Below are 18,957 nucleotides of genomic sequence, written 5' to 3' on the forward strand. Positions count from 1 at the left end.
CAAAAGTGCTAATACTTTCGTACTAACGCAGGGAACTTTTAAACGAGCGTATGATTTTGGGTCAAAATCAAGCATTTTAGACCTTATAAAAAGACCTAAATGTTATAAGTTCTTGGAGTGATACATGATGAAAACGTTAAATCTGATGTACGGGTAAGCCTGAAAGTCTAACTCAGGAACGTAGGAAAGCATAAATAAGGGAGAATTTAGCGTTAAACCGTTTTTTAATCATTTGGACAAGCTTAATAGAATTGGCAATGATTTAGTTTTTATAGATTTGTCCATACTTATGCGTTATGATTAGAATTATTGTGGTTTCTTATATTTTGATATTATTCAACTTTAACATTGGAAGATGTCAATCCTTGTTAACCCCGTTTGAATTAGATTCCAATAAGACCGCAACTTATCAGGAATGTATCGATTTTTATAAGACATTGGCCAGAAAATCAAGTATGATCCATGTTCTTTCCGGAGGACCTTCAGATGTAAGTTTTCCCATTCATATTGTAGTGATAGATAAAGATGGCTTAACAGATCCAAAAGACATTAGAAAGAAAAAACGATCTATAATTTTAATCAATAATGGGATCCATCCTGGTGAGCCAGAAGGAATAGACGCAAGCATGATTTTTGCCCGTAAAATGGTTTTGGACAAAGCTAATCTAGCATACATGAATAAGGTTTCTTTAATTATCATTCCGATTTATAATATCGGGGGAAGTTTATTAAGAAATAGCACCAGCCGGGTTAATCAAAATGGACCTATGGCATATGGATTCAGAGGTAATAGACAAAATCTGGACTTAAATAGAGATTTTATAAAATGCGACAGTAAAAATGCAAAGACCTTTTCTAATATATTCAACCAATGGAATCCTGATATATTGATCGATAATCATACTTCTGATGGAGCTGATTATACCTATAATATTACTTTGCTCGCTAGTCAAAAAAATAAGCTGAATGTAATTTTGGGAGATTATATGTATAATAAATTTATTCCATCCATTTATGCTTCAATGAATTTATTGAATGAACCTTTAGTTCCCTATGTAAATGTTGAAGATATTCCGGATCATGGGATTTATGATTTTATGGATAGTCCAAGATTTTCTTCTGGATATGCTGCAATACACAATAGTTTCGCATTTATGATCGAAACGCATATGCTTAAGTCCTATCATTTAAGGGTCAAAGCAACAATAACCCTGATGCGACAATTTATGTATTATGCATCAACGCATGCTCAGGAAATCATAGATGCCAGAGCTGATGCATTTAAATATGATAAACATTTAAAGGTCTTTCCAATTTCATGGAAATTTGATGAGACACAACATGATTCAATATGGTTTAATGGATATGAGGCAGAGTATAAGCCGAGTCAAATTCATTCTTCGAATAGATTGATATATAATCGTTCAAGACCTTTTGTCAAGAAAATTCCTTTTTACAATAAATATGTTCCCCAGATTAAAGTTGAAAAACCAAAATTTTATATTATACCGCAATCTTATGATCGGGTGATTGAACTATTGAAAATAAATGGTGTCAAAATGACAAAATTGAATGTTGATACAATGATTTTTGGGTCATTTTATAAGATACTTCATTATAAAACAACTGATTTACCATACGAAAATCATTATTTGCATACGAAGATCGAAGTAGAGAAAATAAACATGAAGTATCCCTATTTCAAAGGTGATTATTTAATCCATACGGATCAAAATAATATTCGTTTTATCATAGAAACTTTGGAGCCCCAAGCACCAGATTCTTATTTTGCCTGGAATTATTTTGATGGTATATTAATGCGTAAAGAATATTTTTCTGACTACCTTTTTGAAGATAAGGCATATCAATTATTGGAAGAAAATGCTGAACTTCGAATCTTATTTAATCAGTATATTAATTCAGATAGTTTGAGTACCAAAAATCTTTCAGACCGATTAGAATTTATATATAATCATTCTGTTTATTGTGAACCCTATTTTAATATATATCCTGTAGGTAGGATTGAATACTAAAGCTTTTAATGAATTAATATAATAGTTAAGAATTGGGCTTATATTAAGTATTAATTTAAGAAAGCATTTATTAGAATGCATTATCTTTGCGGGTGAAATCAACTTGTCACTGTATTTAATACTAGATTAATGAATAATATATTGAATCAATTGTACAATAATTCAAAATGGCACCATATTATCTTGTTTATATTGCCATGTTTATTGTTTTTGAATACTATAAAGAATGATTTTGTTTTGAATGACCAAATGGTCATAGTAAAAAATCAATTTGTCAATAGTGGAATTTCAGGAATTCCGAAGATACTAAAGAACGATACTTATAAAGGTTTTGTAAACAATGATAATAGTCAGATTATTCCTACCGGAGGAAGATATAGACCATTTACATTAGTTCTATTTGCCTTTATTTATCAAATTTTCGGAGCCAATCCAATGCCATTTCATGTTTTCAATATATTAAGTTTTGCATTATTGTGTTTGATTATTTATACCACAATGAAAAAATTGATACAACGAAATTGGCAAAGTGTTGCAGTTCCTGTTTCTTTTGTTGGAACAATATTGTTCGCATTTCATCCAATACACACAGAAGTTGTGGCTAACATCAAGGGACTTGATGAAATTTTTTCATTATTGTTTTCGATGTTAGCATTAAATTTATTATTACTATGGGATGAAAGTAAAAAGAACAAATGGGCATGGTTAGCATTGATATCATTTATAATGGCTGTTTTTTCTAAAGAAAGCGCCATTCATTTTGTTGTCCTTATTCCGGCAAGTTTTTTATTGTTATGGAATACTTCTTGGGCAGTATCTTTTAAGAGAACGATACCAATATTCATTGGTGCTGGTATCTATTTAGCTACCAGAGTTTCTATTTTAGGATCCCTGATCCTGGGCTCAATGTCCAAAGATTTATTTACTAATCCTTTTCTAAAGATTCAGGGAAATTCAATCATAGAAGCATCATTTTTGGAAAAATCAGGGATGATTTTTTATAGTTTTTTTAAATACCTACAGTTGTTGATTTTTCCACATCCATTAACCCATGATTATTATCCAAAGCAAATACCACTAGATTCTTTATTTACCTTAATTCCCATGATTGGATTTATCACATTAGGGTTACTTGTGTTTTTATATTTTAAATTTCGAAATCAGAATTCATTTATTTCATTTTTGATATTATTATTTGTGGTGCCATGGTTTATTATTTCTAATTATTTATTTAATATTGGTACACCCATGGGAGAACGATTTATGTTTACTTCTTCATTAGCACTTTGTATGGTCATTCCTTTTATTTTGTTTAAGTATATTCCAAAATATATTCCTATTGCTTCAATTTTTGTAGCCGCATTATTATTTGCTTACAGCATTAAAACTGTGAGTCGAAACCTAGATTGGGCAAACGATTATCAATTACTTTCTACTGATATCAAAGTATCAACGAACAGTGCAAAAATATTTAATTCGATGGCGAACAATCGAATTGAATTTTTTAAGCAGTCTTATAATCCGGAAGTTAGTAAGCAAGCCATGGCAGATGCCATGGCTGATCTTGAGCGAACTATAGAAATATATCCCCGAAATTTAAATGGACTTTATCTTTTAGGTAATGTTAGTTATATGAATAAGGATTACAAAAAATCTGTGGAGAATTATGAAGCTTATTTAAAATTGGTTCCTAACAACAGTGATGTCATAAAAAATATTCAAGTTGCATACAGGGAATTGGGACGTCAGATGGCCATTAAACAAATTGAATTGCCAAAAGCGGCAGATTATTTATTCAAGTCTTTGAAAATTAAACCCAATGATCCAAGAGTGTTAGAGGCTATTGGAATAGTTTATGGTTCTAATGAACAGTTTGAGGAATCCATTGATTATTTTAATCAAGCGATTGCTTTGGATCCAACAAATGCAAATATTGTAGTCAATTTAGGAAATACTTATTATAAGAAAGGTGATCGGATAACTGCAACGGAATGTATGAAAAGAGCCTACAGTATCAATCCTAATTTAGCAGAAACACTTGCAAAAGTCTCCAAGGATTTCTTCTAAGTAATTGCTCTGTGAAAACAGTTAGTTTATCTGTATATTTTATTATTTTTGCCAAATTGTAAATAAATTAAATTATGGGTCGGATTTTTGAAGTTAGAAAGCATACTATGTTTGCTCGTTTTGCAAAGATGAGCAAACAATTTGCAAGGATAAGTAAAAACGTTTTTATGGCTGTTAAAGCAGCTGGTCCTAATCCTGATAATAATCCGCGGTTAAGAGCTGCCATGCAAAACGCAAAGGCTATAAATATGCCTAAAGAACGATTGGAGGCTGCTATAAAAAAAGCGAGTTCAAAGGATGAGAAAGATTTAGAAATCATAACTTATGAAGGTTATGCAGCTCATGGTATAGCAGTATTGGTTGAAACGGTTACAGATAACCCAACCAGAACAGTGGCGAATGTTAGGTCTTATTTTAATAAATATGGTGGAAGTTTGGGAACATCGGGATCAGTATCCTTTATGTTCGACCACAAATGTAATTTTCGGGTCAAACGTAAAATGGATGTAGATGTGGATATGTTGGAACTTGAACTCATTGATGTAGGATGTGAAGAGCTTTCAGTTGAGAATGATGAATTAATCATATATGGTGCATTTGATGCTTTTGGTAAATTGCATCATTATTTTGAAGAAAACCAATATGAAATTGTTGAGTCGGGATTTGATAGAATTCCTACCATGACAAAGAAGTTGACACCTGAACAAGAAATCGATGTCAAAAAACTTTTAGATAAAATGGAAGATGATGATGATGTACAAGATGTATACAGCACCATGGAATAATTAAACATTATGGTAAATAAGTGGGAGCATTATTTTCAACAAGTTTTTAATAATGGAAAGTATCATAAACTGATCATTAGTTTTTTTGCATTTTTTATTTATGCTAATACCACGCTCAATCAATTTTGTGTGGATGATAGTATAGTCATCACCAAAAATGAGTATGTTACTAAGGGTTTTTCAGGCATACCAAACATATTAAATAAAGATACATTTAGAGGCTTTTTTAAAAAAGAAGGCAAGGACAAATTGGTTTCCGGTGGCAGATATAGACCTTTGACTTTGGTAGCTTTTGCTATACTTTATCAATGTGTAGGAGCCAATCCTTTTATGTTTCATTTGCTTTGTATAATTTGTTTTATCTTATTATGTAATTTTATATATTTAGTATTACTTCAATTATTTCGGAATCAAAAGCTAGTTTCTCCTATCGCACTGGCATTTTTATCGACACTTTTTTTTGTAGGTCATCCTATACATACAGAATGTGTCGCTAATATTAAAGGATTGGACGAGGTAGCAGCATTGTTATTTTCTATTTTATCATTTCATTTTATTTTAAATTGGTGTGAAAACAATAGACCATTTCACCTTATGTTAAGTATGGTATTTTTATTTTTAGGACTCATGTCTAAAGAAAATACCATTTCGTTTTTAGTATTAATACCCTTTGCAACGATTTTATTTTATAAGACTTCTATGGGTAAAACATTTAAAATATTCTCAGCTTTGCTTTTGCCTGTTTTAATATTTTTATTGATCAGGGGCTCTATTTTAGGTTGGAATCCAGTGGAAGGAATTTCAGGTGAATTGATGAATAATCCATTTCTTAAATTTACGAATGGAAAATATGTATCCATGAATTTAGGTGAAAGAATAGGAACCATTTCTTATACCTTAGTTCGATATATAGGTTTGTTATTCATTCCTCACCCTCTTACTTCAGATTATTATCCGAAGCATATCGTCATGCATACCATGAGTTCGCCGATATCTATTTTGGGATTTTTGGGATATATTTCATTTATTATAATGGGAATGATTCAATTGAAGAGAAATCAAATTATAAGTTTTTCGATCTTTTTGTATTTGATTCCGTTGTTCATTGTTTCCAATTTAGTATTCTCTGTTGGTACATTAATGGGTGAGCGATTTTTATTTATGTCATCACTTGGATTTTGTATCTTATTAGCATATGTTTTATTAAAATATTTAAATAAAACTCAGGTATTATGGTTTAGTTCGATCATTTTATTTTTGTATTCCGTTAAGACCATTGCACGAAATATGGATTGGAAAGATGACCGCACCATTATATTTACCGATGTTAAAACGTCTTCAAATAGTGCAAAAATAAACAATGCGGCTGGAGCGGTTTTATTGGAAGATGTCATGAAGGATCGAGAATCAAAAGCTTCACAAGTATCCTTAGAGAGAGCCATCAAGTATTTGAAGAAAGCATTAGAAATTCATCCAAAATACTTTGATGCCAATAGATTATTAGGAAATGCTTATTTCTTTAAAAAGGAATACAGTCAGGCTATAGCCTATTATAGTGAAGTCTTAAAGTATCTGCCCGGAGATGAGGAGAGTTTAACGAATTTGAACATTACCTATAGAGAATATGCTAGGCAATTGGGTATGGAACAAAACAATCCTACACTAGCTATTGAATATTTAAATAAAGCATTGGTTTTGGAACCTAATGATCAATTGACCTTGAATTTATTAGGAGTTGCATATGGGACATTGAGCAATTATCCAAAGGCGCTCGAGTATTTTAATCGTGTGTTGCAATTGGCTCCAAACTCTGCTGATTCGTACTTTAATCTCTATTTGACTTATTCCAATTCGGGAGATAAACAAAAGGCTGCTGAATTTTTGATGAAGGCCCAAAATTTGGATCCTAATATTTTATCTAAATATCAAGGTGTCAAATAATATGAAATCAGTTCGATTATTATTTTTTTTAATACTGCACCAGATTAGTGGTTTTAGTCAAACGCCAGAATCGTTATGGATAAAGAACACTTTGGATAGTATGACCCTTGATGAAAAAATTGGACAATTATTCATCGTTAGGGCATATGGAAATAATGATACCAATGCTATAGCAGCATTACGTGAAACCATTTCAAAATACAATGTAGGCGGCCTTTGTTTTTTTCAAGGTTCGGCGGATATTCAGGCTAAATTAACCAATGAATATCAACAGTTATCAAAATATCCTTTGCTAATAAGTATGGATGCTGAGTTTGGTTTAGGTATGCGATTGAAATCCGATGGGTTTAGTTTTCCAAAACAATTGACGCTTGGTGCTATACAGAATAATCATTTAATCTATGACACCGGACTTAATATGGCATCTCATTTAAAACGGATGGGTGTTCATCTCAATTTTGCTCCTGTTTTAGATATCAATAATAATCCATCCAATCCGGTAATTAATGAAAGATCATTTGGTGAAAATAAACTTAATGTAACATCAAAGTCCTACTTATTTATGCAAGGACTTCAAGATGGAGGTGTAATGGCTTGCGCAAAACATTTTCCCGGGCATGGAAATACGGATGTGGATTCACATCTTGATTTGCCTATTATCAATAGTTCACGAAAGGAATTGGACTCTATAGAGTTATATCCATTTCAAGTGATCACTAAATTAAATATTGCTTCTGTAATGGTAGCTCACCTGAGTATACCTTCACTCGATAGCTGTGTAAATATGCCTTGCTCATTATCACCTTACATCATCAACTCCATTTTGAGAAAAGAATATCATTACGATGGTCTTGTCATTACAGATGCTTTAGAAATGAAAGGTGTAACTAAAAATTTTACAGCCGGTGAATTGGAGTTAAATGCATTTAAAGCAGGAAATGATGTTTTGTTATTGAGTGAAAAACTACCTGAAGCCATTAATAGAATCAAAACAGCGATTTTATCAGGAGAAATTAGTGAGTTGGAATTGGATGAAAAAGTGAAGCGAATTCTGACAGCAAAGGCCAATTGTGGATTGATGAATTTTATTCCAATAAAGCTGGAAGAAATCGTTAAAGATATAAACAAGCCCAAATCATATGCTTTAAAAGATAAATTATATCGTAATGCCATTACTTTAATTAAAGATGATTTTAATGCAGTACCGATCCGAGAGATACCACAAAAAATAGTAACCATTTCAGTAGGAGTAACGAGTAGAACCAATTTTCAAAAACGAATTTCCAGTTATTGTAAGACAACGGAATTTGTTTTGAATAAGGAGCAAGGATTAAGTGAAGAAATGAGAACGCAAATTGAAAAAGCGGATCTCGTTATTTTTTCATTGCATAAATTAAATTACAAAAAGTCAGACCGATATGGTTTGTCAAGTATTTCGAAACAAATATTTGAGGAATTTGGACAAAATAAGCGTGTCATCATTACGGTCTTTGGAAGTCCTTATGTAGTTTCTGATTTTGAATCATTGGCTGCTATCATGTTGGCCTATGAAGATACTGAATTGGTTCAAGATATAGCTGCACAATTATTGTTTGGAACAGACCCAATTCGTGGTTATCTTCCGGTCACCATTTCTAAAACATTACAACAAGGAAAATCCATCAAAAGACCTTCATTGATGCGTTTGGGTTATGCTATACCTGAATCTACACAATTGAATTCTGATACTTTGGCAAGCATTCGAAATATTGTCAACCAAATTATTTTAAGTAAGGCAGCTCCGGGATGTCAGGTTCTTGTAGCAAAGGATAATAAAATAGTGTTTAATGAGGCTTTTGGTACTTTGGATTACCAGGCTTTTGATAGTGTTCATTTAAATACCTTATATGATATAGCCAGTTTGACTAAAATTATGGCAACTGTTCCTGCATTAATGACATTAGAAGATGATGGTAAATTAGACTACCAAAAACCATTTGCAAATTACCTACCATCTTTTAAAAATACCAACAAGGAGAAATTAACCATCAAGGATTTTTTATTGCATCAAGGTCAATTGGTTAGTTGGATTCCTTTTTATAAATCGACATTGGTAGCTCCGGACACATTAAATATTCTTGATTACGAATATTATAAATTTTCTAAATCGGATACCTTCGGAATTCATGTTGCTGATCAATTATTTTTGAGATCAGATATTATAGATACGATTAAAAGTAAAATTTTGATGAGTAAGTTACATGATCAAAAGAAATATCTATATTCTGATTTGGGTTTTTATTTTATTCCAGAATTAATACAAAGTTTAACCGGTATTTCTTTTGTAGATTATTTAAATACATCGATTTACAATCCATTACATATCGAACGATTGACCTATCAACCACTTCAACACGGATATCAACTTAATGATATAGCTCCTACTGAAGAGGATTCCTACTTTCGGCATCAACGAATTCAAGGTTATGTGCATGATATGGGTGCAGCAATGATGAATGGGATTAGTGGTCATGCGGGATTGTTCAGTAATAGCCAAAGTCTTGCGGTCATCATGCAGTGTTATTTAAATTTGGGTTATTATGGAGGACGTGAATATTTTAGTTCCAATCAAGTTCGAAAATTCACAGGAAGAGATACAGAATTTTCAAGAAGAGGTTTGGGTTTTGATTTGAAAGAGCTGAACACAACAGATATACCCTACGTTTCTTCTTTATCATCAGATGCTACATATGGCCATCAGGGGTTTACTGGAACCTGTTTATGGGCTGACCCTGTTAATAATATACTCTTTATCTTTCTATCGAATAGAACATATCCTGATGGGAAAATAAATTTATTGCATAAGTATAGATATAGAACACAAATTCAAGATATTATTTATAAAGCGCGAATGGTATTATGAATTTAAGCGCTTATTTTGCCAAAAAATATTTAGTTAGTAAATCTTCTTCACAGGCTATACATTGGATAACCGGGATTTCTATTTTAGGAATTTCTATTGGTACAGCAGCATTAATCATCGTCTTATCAGTATTCAACGGATTTGAATTTTTACTATCCAGTTTATTTAGCAAACACAATCCTGATATAAAAATTGTACGAGAAGGGGGTCAATTATTTTTGGATGATGACCAAATGATGTCACGTATTAAACAACTTAAAGATATTAAGCTGGTATCAAAAAGTTTAGATCAAATCTGTATGTTTCAATACAATGAATCACAGGATTTTGGAACCATAAAAGGTATTGATTCGAATTTTAGACAAGTGATATTATTAGATTCTGCATTGGTTGATGGTTCTTTAGCGCGACTGATTGAGAATCCATATTTTGCTATTGTAGGGGTGGGGGTTAAGAATAAGTTAGGTATTAGTCTTGAAAATATACTTGAGGATATTAGTGTTTATGTTCCTAAATTGGGTGAGGCTATTGATGAATTATCTAAAAGTAAATTTAAAGAATATCAAATTCGCCCAGAAGCCATTTTTTCGCTTAATCAAGAGTCTGATGGTGAATATATTTATACGGACTTAAGTGTTTTACAATCGTTTATTGGAGACCAGAAATGGATTAGTTCTATTGAGTTAAAGCTTATTGAGCAAGCCGACATTAAGTTATTAAAGAAAGAGTTGGAAGTGATTTGTGGCAAAGACTTTTTGATTAAGGACAGATATATGCAAGATGAGTCTTTTCTAAGAATCATGAATTTAGAGAAATGGCTCTTTTTTTTATTATTTAGTTTGACATTGATTTTAGTGTCATTTACAGTTGTTGGTAGTTTGTGGATGATAGTATTAGAAAAACGGATTGATATTTCAATATTGAAATCATTGGGAATGCTTAATAGGGATATTAGGAGAATATTTATTTTTGTTGGTTTAGGCATAGGTATATTGGGCTTGATTTTAGGATTTGGAATGGCTATTGGGTTTTATTTTTTACAAGATAGATATGCATTGATAGGTGTTCCGGATGAATTTATTATTGATTCCTATCCAATATCTTTAAAATTCATGGATTTCATCATTGTTTCTGTAACCGTATTGTCGATAGTTTTTCTGGCTTCATTATTACCTGCACAAAAAATAAAGGAAGTTAAGTCAATTTTTAGGGAAGAATAATTGGAATGTTATAATTTTGCAGTTGATGGAAAAGTGGCAAATCGATTTTGAATGGTTGCGTATTAAGCATTTTATTAAAGACCAAATTGGTCGAACTGAATTGCCTGATATGAATGCTATATTGTTTCTGATAGGAATACAGGAATTGGGTAAGGGTTCTATCGGAAAATTTACTAAAGAGGAGAAACGTGATCTCATGCATATAGCTTCATGTCGGTTGTTGAGTCAGGAAGGGTATTATGAATTTAAGGGCTTAGATCATGAGGGATGGCCACATTATGAGCAGCTTAAACCTTTTCCAATAAAGGGTGTTGATGAGCAAGAAGATTTTTTAAAAAGTCAGATTATCAAATATTTTACGAGTTCTTACCCAGCTATTTTTGAAAATTAATTTATGAAACCATATTTATTATTACTGTTTATTGGATTTTATTTAGTGAATTGTAGTCAGGGATCAAAGCAAAAAGGTGATTTTGTAATCATCCATACAGATTTTGGTGATATGAAGGCTAAATTGTATGATTCGACTCCAAAACATAAAGCGAATTTCCTAAAACTTGTTAAAGAAGGGTATTATGATGATTTGTTATTTCATAGAGTGATTAAGCAATTTATGATTCAGGGAGGAGATCCAGAATCCAGAACATCACATGAGGGTTTGCCATTGGGACAAGGTGGTCCAGGTTATACCATAGAACCTGAGATTGGAAAATTTCACTTTAAAGGTGCTTTATCAGCTGCTCGTTTAGGTGATCAAGTTAATCCTGGTAAATTATCTTCAGGATCCCAATTTTTTATAGTAGATGGTCAAAAATGTGATTCGAGGCAAGTAGATATGATGGGAACTTCTAAAGGCATGAAATATTCACCTGAAGACTATAAAAAGTATGAAACTCTCGGTGGAACTCCTTTTCTGGATGGTGATTATACCGTTTTTGGGGAGATCGTAGAAGGATTAGATGTAATTGATAAAATTACAGCACAACCATGTGATCAAGCCAATAGACCCAATCAAAATATTAGGATGACGATTAAGATTGTTAATTAATTTTATAATAAAGTGATGAAGATTATATTGCGTTTGAGTACATTATTGATGTTTGTATTTTTTTCATGTTCTCCCAAGGTATCGATGTTTACTTTGGATAAATCAAGTGTAAAAATTCCAGAAAAAATACATTTTACATCCGGATCTTCTGACGCAGATAAGTATGAATGGGATTTTGGAGATGGAAGTCAATCTACGGATAAAAATCCGAGTCATCGATTTTTAAAATCCGGTGAGCATACAGTAGTTTTAAAAACGCATTACGGAAATAAGATAAAAGAATCAAAAATGAATGTAAATATTGCACCTCCAGATCGTTGTTTGGTCCAACTTGAAACAAAGTATGGAACCATGTTGATTCATCTTTATGATGAAACACCTCAACACAGAGATAATTTTATTAAATTAGCCGAACAAGGATATTATAATGATTTAATATTTCACAGAGTCATATCTGGATTTATGATTCAGGGAGGTGATCCCGACTCCAGGAATGCCAGTTCAAATTCTCAATTGGGAAGTGGTGGTCCAGGTTATACAGTACCTGCGGAGTTTGTAAAATCATTCATTCATAAGAAAGGCGCACTAGCAGCTGCCAGAACAGGTGATGCCGGTAATCCACAAAAAAGATCTTCTGGTTCGCAATTTTATATAGTTCAGGGTAGTGCTCAATCCGAAGGTGCATTAACACGCATTGAAGATCAAAAAGGATTGAAATATACAGACCAACAGAAGAAAATTTATTTGGAATCTGGTGGAACACCATTTTTGGATCAGGAATATACTGTTTTTGGAGAAGTGGTGGAAGGATTAGATGTTATTGATAAAATTGCAGCAGTACAAACGGCAAGAGGAGATAGACCTTTGGAGGATGTAAAAATGAAAGTTACTCCTTTGCATTAAGATGATTGAGCAATATTTATTATTGTTCAAATAATGAGATTTTTTTTTGAGGGGAATTGTATTTAAGGGTACTCAAGATTAAATAACTCGATATTTTAATATATCGGTCGATTCATAAAATCTTCAACAAGTACATAAAGCATTTTTTTGGCGAGATCTAAATTATCATTGGTTATAACGTAATCAAAATATTTAGAATATTCGAGTTCATCCTTTGCTTTTGATATTCTTTTATTGATGGTTTCATTGGTTTCTGTACCTCGTTTAATGAGCCTTTCGCGCAATACTTCCAATGAAGATGCTTTAATGTAAATGGATAATACATTAGCATATTCTTCTTGTTCCATTTTATAGGCACCCTTTACATCAATATCAAATAAAGCTACTTTATTTTCAATCCAAATTTTTCTTAATTCTGATTTAAGTGTGCCATAGAAACAACCTTCATAAACTTCTTGATATTCAATTAATTCATGATTTGAAATGAGTTGCTGAAAATCTTCATGACTTACAAAATGATAATTTTTTCCTTCTATTTCTCCAGGTCTGGGGCTTCTGGTGGTAGCGGAAACAGAGAATTCCAAATTGGGAAAGGCATCTAGTAAATAATTAGCAAGGGTTGTTTTCCCACTTCCTGATGGTGCTGTTAGAATGATAATTTTCCCGGAAGGTTTGTTCATAAAATATTAGCCAATTGTTCTTTTATTTTTTCTAATTCATCTTTCATCCCTACTACTATTTTTTGAATAGAAGAGTGTTGAGCTTTTGCTCCAAGCGTATTTATTTCACGTCCAATTTCTTGGGAGATAAAATTTAATTTTTTTGATTTACTGACCTGATCATTTGCGACTTCTTGTAAGAAATAATCACAGTGTTGTTTTAACCTAACTTTCTCCTCTGTGATATCCAGACGTTCAAGATAATAAAGTAATTCTTGTTCGAAACGATTCTTATCTATATTTTCACTAGAAAAATTAGCAGTCAGAGATTTCATCATTTTCTCTTTTAACAAAGAAATACGATCTTGATCAAATACTTCAATGGCTACCAGTGCTTTCAAAATCAAATCTATCCGCAAGTTCATGTCCGTTTCAATGGTTATCCCTTCGATCGATCGAAATTCATTGAGTTTAACAATAGCTTCCTGGAGTAATTTTGTTACATAAGCAAATTCTTCATCATTGATTACAGATTCATTTGAGGTAATGACATTAGGGAATTTGAGTATAGCATTTAATATATCTGTATTTGATAGATCAATTCCTAAATTGAGAATTTGTCTATGCAGAGATTGGATCATGTTTTTATCCAGAGTATATTCATCCTCTCCGGTGGGTGAAGCTACCGTAATGGTAACATCTAATTTTCCTCTAACTATGGTATCATTCAGGATTTTACGGATGTCAAGCTCCTTTTGTTTATACAAATTAGGAATTTTCATTCGAAAATCGTTGACTTTGGAATTCAAACACCTGATTTCTACGATGATTTCTTTATCTTCAAATTGTCCAACCACGTGACCATAACCGGTCATTGAATATACCATTGTTCCTATTTTATTGCGAAGGTAGTTATATAAATTAACTATCCATGAGGTCAAAATGCCCTATTTTTGGTTGGTTAACCCCATATCTTATTGATATTTAAAAGCTTATAAAATTATTTTTGTAAAAAAAGCTTTAAAAATTTTTGTTAACCGTATATAATTGCGAAATTTGCGGTCGCTCTTTAAGAGCTTTATTCATAACTGTCTAAATATCAAGCAAATGAGAAAGGCTGATTTAGTCTCTATAATTTCAGATAAGTCTGGAGTCCCGAAAGTGGATGTTCTGGTATCTCTTGAAATGTTTTTTAAAGAAGTAAAAAGTGCATTAGCTGAAGGCGAAAATGTATTCATTCGTGGATTTGGTTCATTTATTGTTAAAAAACGAGCTAGAAAAATTGGAAGACACATCAAAAAGAATGTGGCTATCGAAATACCGGAGCATTATATACCGTCATTTAAGCCTGCAAAGATCTTTGTAGACCATGTAAAATCTGGTAAAGAGCCTATTGAAACGGCTTATGAAGAAGATATTGAGGAATAGGAAATGATCAGAAGAGATCATCCTGGATTATTAGCAATAGCTTTATTTGGACTTTTGATTATTAGTTACTTTGGATTAAAAATTGTTTCCAAAGAAATGTCAACAGCCAATGAATTCAAGACTAAAAAACTTGAAGTTACTGGTCTTGATAATTTGTTAAGTAAGGCCATTAAAGAATTAAGCCCGGAACAGAACGCTGAACTGGAAATTTTGAATCATCTTTTGGTAGATTCCAAAACTGAAACTTCAAAAGCAGAAATTCTCAAAAAGATATCTGGATTTTGGTACAAGATCGATAAAATTCATCTTGCAGGAGCTTACGCGAATCAAGTAGCTGAGATCGAAAAGACGGAAGAAGCATGGAGTATTGCGGGAACCACTTTTTTATCGGGAATGGAAGCTAATTTTGAGGAGAAGGATAGATTGTATTGTAAGCAACAAGCTCGTGTGGCTTTTGAAAATGCCATATCATTGGCACCAGAAAATCCACAGCATCGCTTGAATTTAGCCTTATGTGCTGTTAAAATGCCCGATGAGAATCCAATGCAAGGCATACTTGCTCTTTTGGATTTGGAAAAAACCTATCCAGACTATGTCCCATTGCAATTGGTATTAAGCCAATTGGCCATTCAGACCGGACAATGGGAAAAAGCATATAAAAGGTTAACCGGATTGTTAGCAAAACAAAAAGAACTTCCGGAAGCCAATTGTTTGATGGAACAGGTAATACTTCAAGGTGGCATTCAAGACGATCCAGCGAAGTATTCAACATATTGTAAAAAAAATTAGAATAGCCTTTTCTTATTTTTGATAAGAAAAACTACGAACTAATATTGATAAAAATATAAATTATAACAAATGCCTTGCGGTAAAAAAAGAAAAAGACATAAAATCGCTACTCATAAAAGGAAAAAGCGACTAAGAAAGAACAGGCACAAGAAGAAGAACAGATAGTTTGACTGGGCGGGGCTGAGGTATTATTGGAATATGTTAAATAGCCCTATGAAAGTAATAGACTTAAGATTCTTGGACTACTGTATATCTTGATACATTTTAATGAATCATTCAACTGATTATTTATTCTTGTATTAGGAGATCCCATTAACCGATAAGATATTTTCCTTGGATCTTCTGAACATCATTTTGTGTGTTTATTCCTAACATGCCTCACTACCCGTATCTAAATATAGATACATGGAAAAAGAGTTGATCATCTCAGCCCATCTCGGGTCTGTAGAAATTGCATTGCTTGAAAACAAAAAGCTCGTTGAGCTTCACAAGCAAAAAGCTGATACTTTATATAATGTCGGAGATATATTTCTTGGGCAAGTAAAGAAACTAATGCCCGGACTCAATGCTGCTTTTGTGGACATTGGTCATTCCAAAGAGGCATTTCTCCATTATACGGACATGGGTCCGGTATTGAATTCAGTAAAAAAATTTACACAAGAGGTCATTGATGGTAAATACCAAGGACCACTTTTAGATCAGTTTGAAATCCAACCAGAAATTTTAAAGAATGGTAAGGTAGGTCAGGTCATAGATAAGAGGGATTTGATCTTAGTTCAAATCTTAAAAGAACCGATATCTACCAAGGGTCATCGATTGAGTTGTGAAATAACCATTCCCGGTAGATTTATAGTATTAACACCATTTAATACCAGCATCGCCATTTCCAAAAAAATAGGATCCAATGAAGAACGCGAACGCTTAGTTCACCTCATGGGATCTATTCGTCCTAAAAATTTTGGAATTGTTGTTAGAACAGCGGCTGAAGGAAAGAAAGTTGCCGAACTCCACGAAGAACTTAATTTATTATTGAATCGGTGGAAGGTCATGCAGCAACAGCTTTATAAGGCGAGACCGCCCCTTAAATTATTGAGTGAAGTGGACAAAGCTTCCGGGATTATTAGAGACCTGCTCACTAAAAATTTTACAGCCATTCATGTTAATGACCAAGAGGTTTATGCAGGAATCAAGGAATACATCCAAACGAATCTTCCTGAAAAAAGTCATATACTCCAACTTCACAAAGGAAGTAAATCCATATTTGAAACCTATGGTATCAAACGTCAAATAAAGGCTGCTTTTGGTAAAACGGCGACATTGCCCAGTGGAGCGTATGTGATCTTAGATCACACGGAAGCTATGCATGTCATCGATGTGAATAGCGGACCAAAAGTTCAGAAATTAGATCAGGATATAGCAGCCATGCAAGTCAATGTAGAAGCTGCGGAAGAAATCGCACGTCAGTTGCGACTGAGAGATATTGGTGGATTAATTGTGATCGATTTCATTGACATGAAAAGCAATGAAAACAAGGCAGAGCTTTTTAAAAAGATGAAGGAGTTCATGGAAAATGATCGTTCTCAACACACGATACTTCCTTTGTCTAAATTTGGCTTAATGCAGATCACCAGACAACGTGAAAGGCCTGAGGTCAGTATCAACACCGCTGAAGTGTGTCCTTGTTGTAGTGGCACAGGAAAGGTTAATCCTACGGTATTATTGGTAGATGCTATAGAACGTGATATGGAATTTATCATGCAGACGAGACCTATTAAAAAACCTATTTTAGCAGCGCACCCATTTGTAATCGCTTATCTGAAACAAGGAATGTGGGCCTACCAACGCAAATGGTATTTCAAATATCATAAGTGGTTTACCTTAAAAGAAGATATGGATATGCCATTGATTCAATTTACTTTTTTTGATGGTCCGGAAGATGAAATTAGACTTAACGGGTAATAAGCTTAATTCCTAAAGATTTTTAATTAATTTCGCTTTGGCAATATGAAATGGAATGAATGCAGGCTGAAGGGAATTAAACATTAATTTTGGATTCACAAAATAAAAAGACCGTATTAATCGCGCCTCAACATTGGGGTCTTGGGCATATTACCAGAACGATTCCGGTCATTCGATATTTCTTAAATCAACAATGGCATGTACTTTTAGCTTCTTCGGGTGCAGGGAATGATTTATTGCGAAAAGAATTTCCCGAGCTCCAAGTTTATGAATTACCGGATTACGGGATCAGTTACCCAAGTAAAAACATGTATTGGAACATGTTGATTCAACTTTGGAAAATGCATCGTGCGATTATACTCGAACATTTCAAAATACGATCCATTGCAAAACAAAATAAAGTAGATCTTATCGTTTCTGATGCTCGATTAGGAGCTGCGCAAAAAGGAATATATTCCATTATCATTTCGCATCACTTACACTTTCCTTTAGGTTATCGCTTTTTTGAATGGATGTCTGATACCTGGATGCGATTATTCTATATACTCTATGATCAATTGTGGATTCCCGATTATCCAGGAGAAATTAATCTATCAGGTGATCTAGCTCATAAATACCGATCTAAAAAACATTTTTTTGTTGGACCATTGAGTCGATTCAAACCATTAGAAATTCCGATTAAATATGATATAGCTTTTGTGTTATCAGGACCTGAGCCACAGCGAAGTTATTTGGAACAAAAAATCCTAGAGCAGTGTCATCATTTACCGGATAAAAAAGTGATTTTAGTACGCGGTACTAAACAAAGCATCAATGGCACTGTGCCAGCTCATTTAGAAATTATTGATTTAGCAGTATCTGAACCATTAAATCAAATCATGTGTGCATCAGATCTGATTGTTTGTAGATCTGGATATTCTACTTTATTGGATTTATGTGTGATAAAAAAACCTGCATTACTCATTCCCACACCTGGTCAACCGGAACAAATCTATCTGGCAGAAGAATTGGAACGCAAGAAATTATTTTATTATGTAGATCAGGATGCATTGGATTTAGAGAAAGATCTTGATTGTGTGGCGGCTTACAAAGCTTATGTGGATTTTCCAAATGCGAAACTATTGGAGGAAGTATTAGATGAAAGATTGAAGGATGTTTTTGTAAAAAAGGAATGACTATTTCAATGCAGAAATTTAATCTAATTTTTTCCGTTATTAGAATTA

At 32.9% G+C, this 18,957-nt stretch carries 15 protein-coding genes; 13 read left to right on the top strand and 2 right to left on the bottom strand.

Going from position 1 to position 18,957, the window contains the following annotated elements:
* The first annotated feature begins 296 nt into the window (after positions 1 to 296).
* From IPK88_08555 to IPK88_08595, 9 genes are all read left to right on the top strand, one after another.
* A complete protein-coding gene (locus tag IPK88_08555) occupies positions 297 to 2,033 on the top strand; it encodes a hypothetical protein (GenBank protein MBK8243463.1) in 1,737 nt (578 codons plus the stop codon).
* 129 nt (positions 2,034 to 2,162) lie between these two features.
* Positions 2,163 to 4,100 carry a tetratricopeptide repeat protein gene (locus tag IPK88_08560; GenBank protein MBK8243464.1) on the top strand — a complete coding sequence of 646 codons (1,938 nt, stop codon included), beginning with the start codon at positions 2,163 to 2,165 and terminating at the stop codon, positions 4,098 to 4,100.
* A 74-nt stretch (positions 4,101 to 4,174) separates the two neighbouring features.
* Complete coding sequence (locus IPK88_08565) at positions 4,175 to 4,885, top strand: YebC/PmpR family DNA-binding transcriptional regulator (GenBank protein MBK8243465.1); 711 nt, start codon at positions 4,175 to 4,177, stop codon at positions 4,883 to 4,885.
* A gap of 9 nt (positions 4,886 to 4,894) precedes the next feature.
* Positions 4,895 to 6,826 (top strand): tetratricopeptide repeat protein, encoded by a 1,932-nt coding sequence (locus IPK88_08570; GenBank protein ID MBK8243466.1) that lies wholly within the window; start codon positions 4,895 to 4,897, stop codon positions 6,824 to 6,826.
* A 1-nt stretch (position 6,827) separates the two neighbouring features.
* Complete coding sequence (locus IPK88_08575; GenBank protein ID MBK8243467.1) at positions 6,828 to 9,728, top strand: serine hydrolase; 2,901 nt, start codon at positions 6,828 to 6,830, stop codon at positions 9,726 to 9,728.
* Complete coding sequence (locus IPK88_08580) at positions 9,725 to 10,948, top strand: FtsX-like permease family protein (protein ID MBK8243468.1); 1,224 nt, start codon at positions 9,725 to 9,727, stop codon at positions 10,946 to 10,948. The genes IPK88_08575 and IPK88_08580 overlap by 4 nt, the downstream gene beginning before the upstream one ends.
* A 25-nt stretch (positions 10,949 to 10,973) precedes the next feature.
* The gene (locus IPK88_08585; protein MBK8243469.1) at positions 10,974 to 11,339 is read left to right on the top strand and encodes a hypothetical protein; all 366 of its coding nucleotides are present in this window, start codon (positions 10,974 to 10,976) and stop codon (positions 11,337 to 11,339) included.
* 3 nt (positions 11,340 to 11,342) lie between these two features.
* Positions 11,343 to 11,996 (top strand): peptidylprolyl isomerase, encoded by a 654-nt coding sequence (locus IPK88_08590; GenBank protein ID MBK8243470.1) that lies wholly within the window; start codon positions 11,343 to 11,345, stop codon positions 11,994 to 11,996.
* 15 nt (positions 11,997 to 12,011) lie between these two features.
* Positions 12,012 to 12,899: a peptidylprolyl isomerase gene (locus IPK88_08595; GenBank protein ID MBK8243471.1), complete on the top strand. Its 888-nt coding sequence runs from the start codon at positions 12,012 to 12,014 to the stop codon at positions 12,897 to 12,899.
* Between the two features lie 95 nt (positions 12,900 to 12,994).
* Here the strand turns inward: IPK88_08595 and gmk are convergent, their stop codons facing one another.
* Positions 12,995 to 13,579 carry a guanylate kinase gene (gmk, locus tag IPK88_08600; GenBank protein MBK8243472.1) on the bottom strand — a complete coding sequence of 195 codons (585 nt, stop codon included), beginning with the start codon at positions 13,577 to 13,579 and terminating at the stop codon, positions 12,995 to 12,997.
* Positions 13,576 to 14,445 carry a YicC family protein gene (locus IPK88_08605; protein ID MBK8243473.1) on the bottom strand — a complete coding sequence of 290 codons (870 nt, stop codon included), beginning with the start codon at positions 14,443 to 14,445 and terminating at the stop codon, positions 13,576 to 13,578. The genes gmk and IPK88_08605 overlap by 4 nt, the downstream gene beginning before the upstream one ends.
* Before the next feature lie 220 nt (positions 14,446 to 14,665).
* Here IPK88_08605 and IPK88_08610 point away from each other — a divergent pair, with 220 nt between their 5' ends.
* From IPK88_08610 to IPK88_08625, 4 genes are all read left to right on the top strand, one after another.
* On the top strand, positions 14,666 to 14,986 hold the full coding sequence (locus tag IPK88_08610; GenBank protein MBK8243474.1) for an integration host factor subunit beta: 321 nt from the start codon (positions 14,666 to 14,668) through the stop codon (positions 14,984 to 14,986).
* Between the two features lie 3 nt (positions 14,987 to 14,989).
* On the top strand, positions 14,990 to 15,775 hold the full coding sequence (locus IPK88_08615) for a hypothetical protein (GenBank protein ID MBK8243475.1): 786 nt from the start codon (positions 14,990 to 14,992) through the stop codon (positions 15,773 to 15,775).
* A 405-nt stretch (positions 15,776 to 16,180) separates the two neighbouring features.
* On the top strand, positions 16,181 to 17,734 hold the full coding sequence (locus IPK88_08620; protein MBK8243476.1) for an Rne/Rng family ribonuclease: 1,554 nt from the start codon (positions 16,181 to 16,183) through the stop codon (positions 17,732 to 17,734).
* 89 nt (positions 17,735 to 17,823) lie between these two features.
* Entirely contained in the window at positions 17,824 to 18,909 is a 1,086-nt protein-coding gene (locus IPK88_08625) for a hypothetical protein (protein MBK8243477.1), read from the top strand.
* Positions 18,910 to 18,957 lie beyond the last annotated feature (48 nt).

The sequence above is a fragment of the Candidatus Defluviibacterium haderslevense genome (assembly GCA_016712225.1).
Classification (GTDB): Bacteria; Bacteroidota; Bacteroidia; order Chitinophagales; family Saprospiraceae; genus Vicinibacter; species Vicinibacter haderslevensis.

What these genes read in the sequence shown, in the direction of transcription:
- IPK88_08555 (MBK8243463.1), top strand. Translation starts at nt 297, where the DNA reads ATGATTAGAATTATTGTGGTTTCTTATATTTTGATATTATTCAACTTT.
- IPK88_08560 (MBK8243464.1), top strand. Translation starts at nt 2,163, where the DNA reads ATGAATAATATATTGAATCAATTGTACAATAATTCAAAATGGCACCAT.
- IPK88_08565 (MBK8243465.1), top strand. Translation starts at nt 4,175, where the DNA reads ATGGGTCGGATTTTTGAAGTTAGAAAGCATACTATGTTTGCTCGTTTT.
- IPK88_08570 (MBK8243466.1), top strand. Translation starts at nt 4,895, where the DNA reads ATGGTAAATAAGTGGGAGCATTATTTTCAACAAGTTTTTAATAATGGA.
- IPK88_08575 (MBK8243467.1), top strand. Translation starts at nt 6,828, where the DNA reads ATGAAATCAGTTCGATTATTATTTTTTTTAATACTGCACCAGATTAGT.
- IPK88_08580 (MBK8243468.1), top strand. Translation starts at nt 9,725, where the DNA reads ATGAATTTAAGCGCTTATTTTGCCAAAAAATATTTAGTTAGTAAATCT.
- IPK88_08585 (MBK8243469.1), top strand. Translation starts at nt 10,974, where the DNA reads ATGGAAAAGTGGCAAATCGATTTTGAATGGTTGCGTATTAAGCATTTT.
- IPK88_08590 (MBK8243470.1), top strand. Translation starts at nt 11,343, where the DNA reads ATGAAACCATATTTATTATTACTGTTTATTGGATTTTATTTAGTGAAT.
- IPK88_08595 (MBK8243471.1), top strand. Translation starts at nt 12,012, where the DNA reads ATGAAGATTATATTGCGTTTGAGTACATTATTGATGTTTGTATTTTTT.
- gmk (MBK8243472.1), bottom strand. Translation starts at nt 13,579, where the DNA reads ATGAACAAACCTTCCGGGAAAATTATCATTCTAACAGCACCATCAGGA.
- IPK88_08605 (MBK8243473.1), bottom strand. Translation starts at nt 14,445, where the DNA reads ATGGTATATTCAATGACCGGTTATGGTCACGTGGTTGGACAATTTGAA.
- IPK88_08610 (MBK8243474.1), top strand. Translation starts at nt 14,666, where the DNA reads ATGAGAAAGGCTGATTTAGTCTCTATAATTTCAGATAAGTCTGGAGTC.
- IPK88_08615 (MBK8243475.1), top strand. Translation starts at nt 14,990, where the DNA reads ATGATCAGAAGAGATCATCCTGGATTATTAGCAATAGCTTTATTTGGA.
- IPK88_08620 (MBK8243476.1), top strand. Translation starts at nt 16,181, where the DNA reads ATGGAAAAAGAGTTGATCATCTCAGCCCATCTCGGGTCTGTAGAAATT.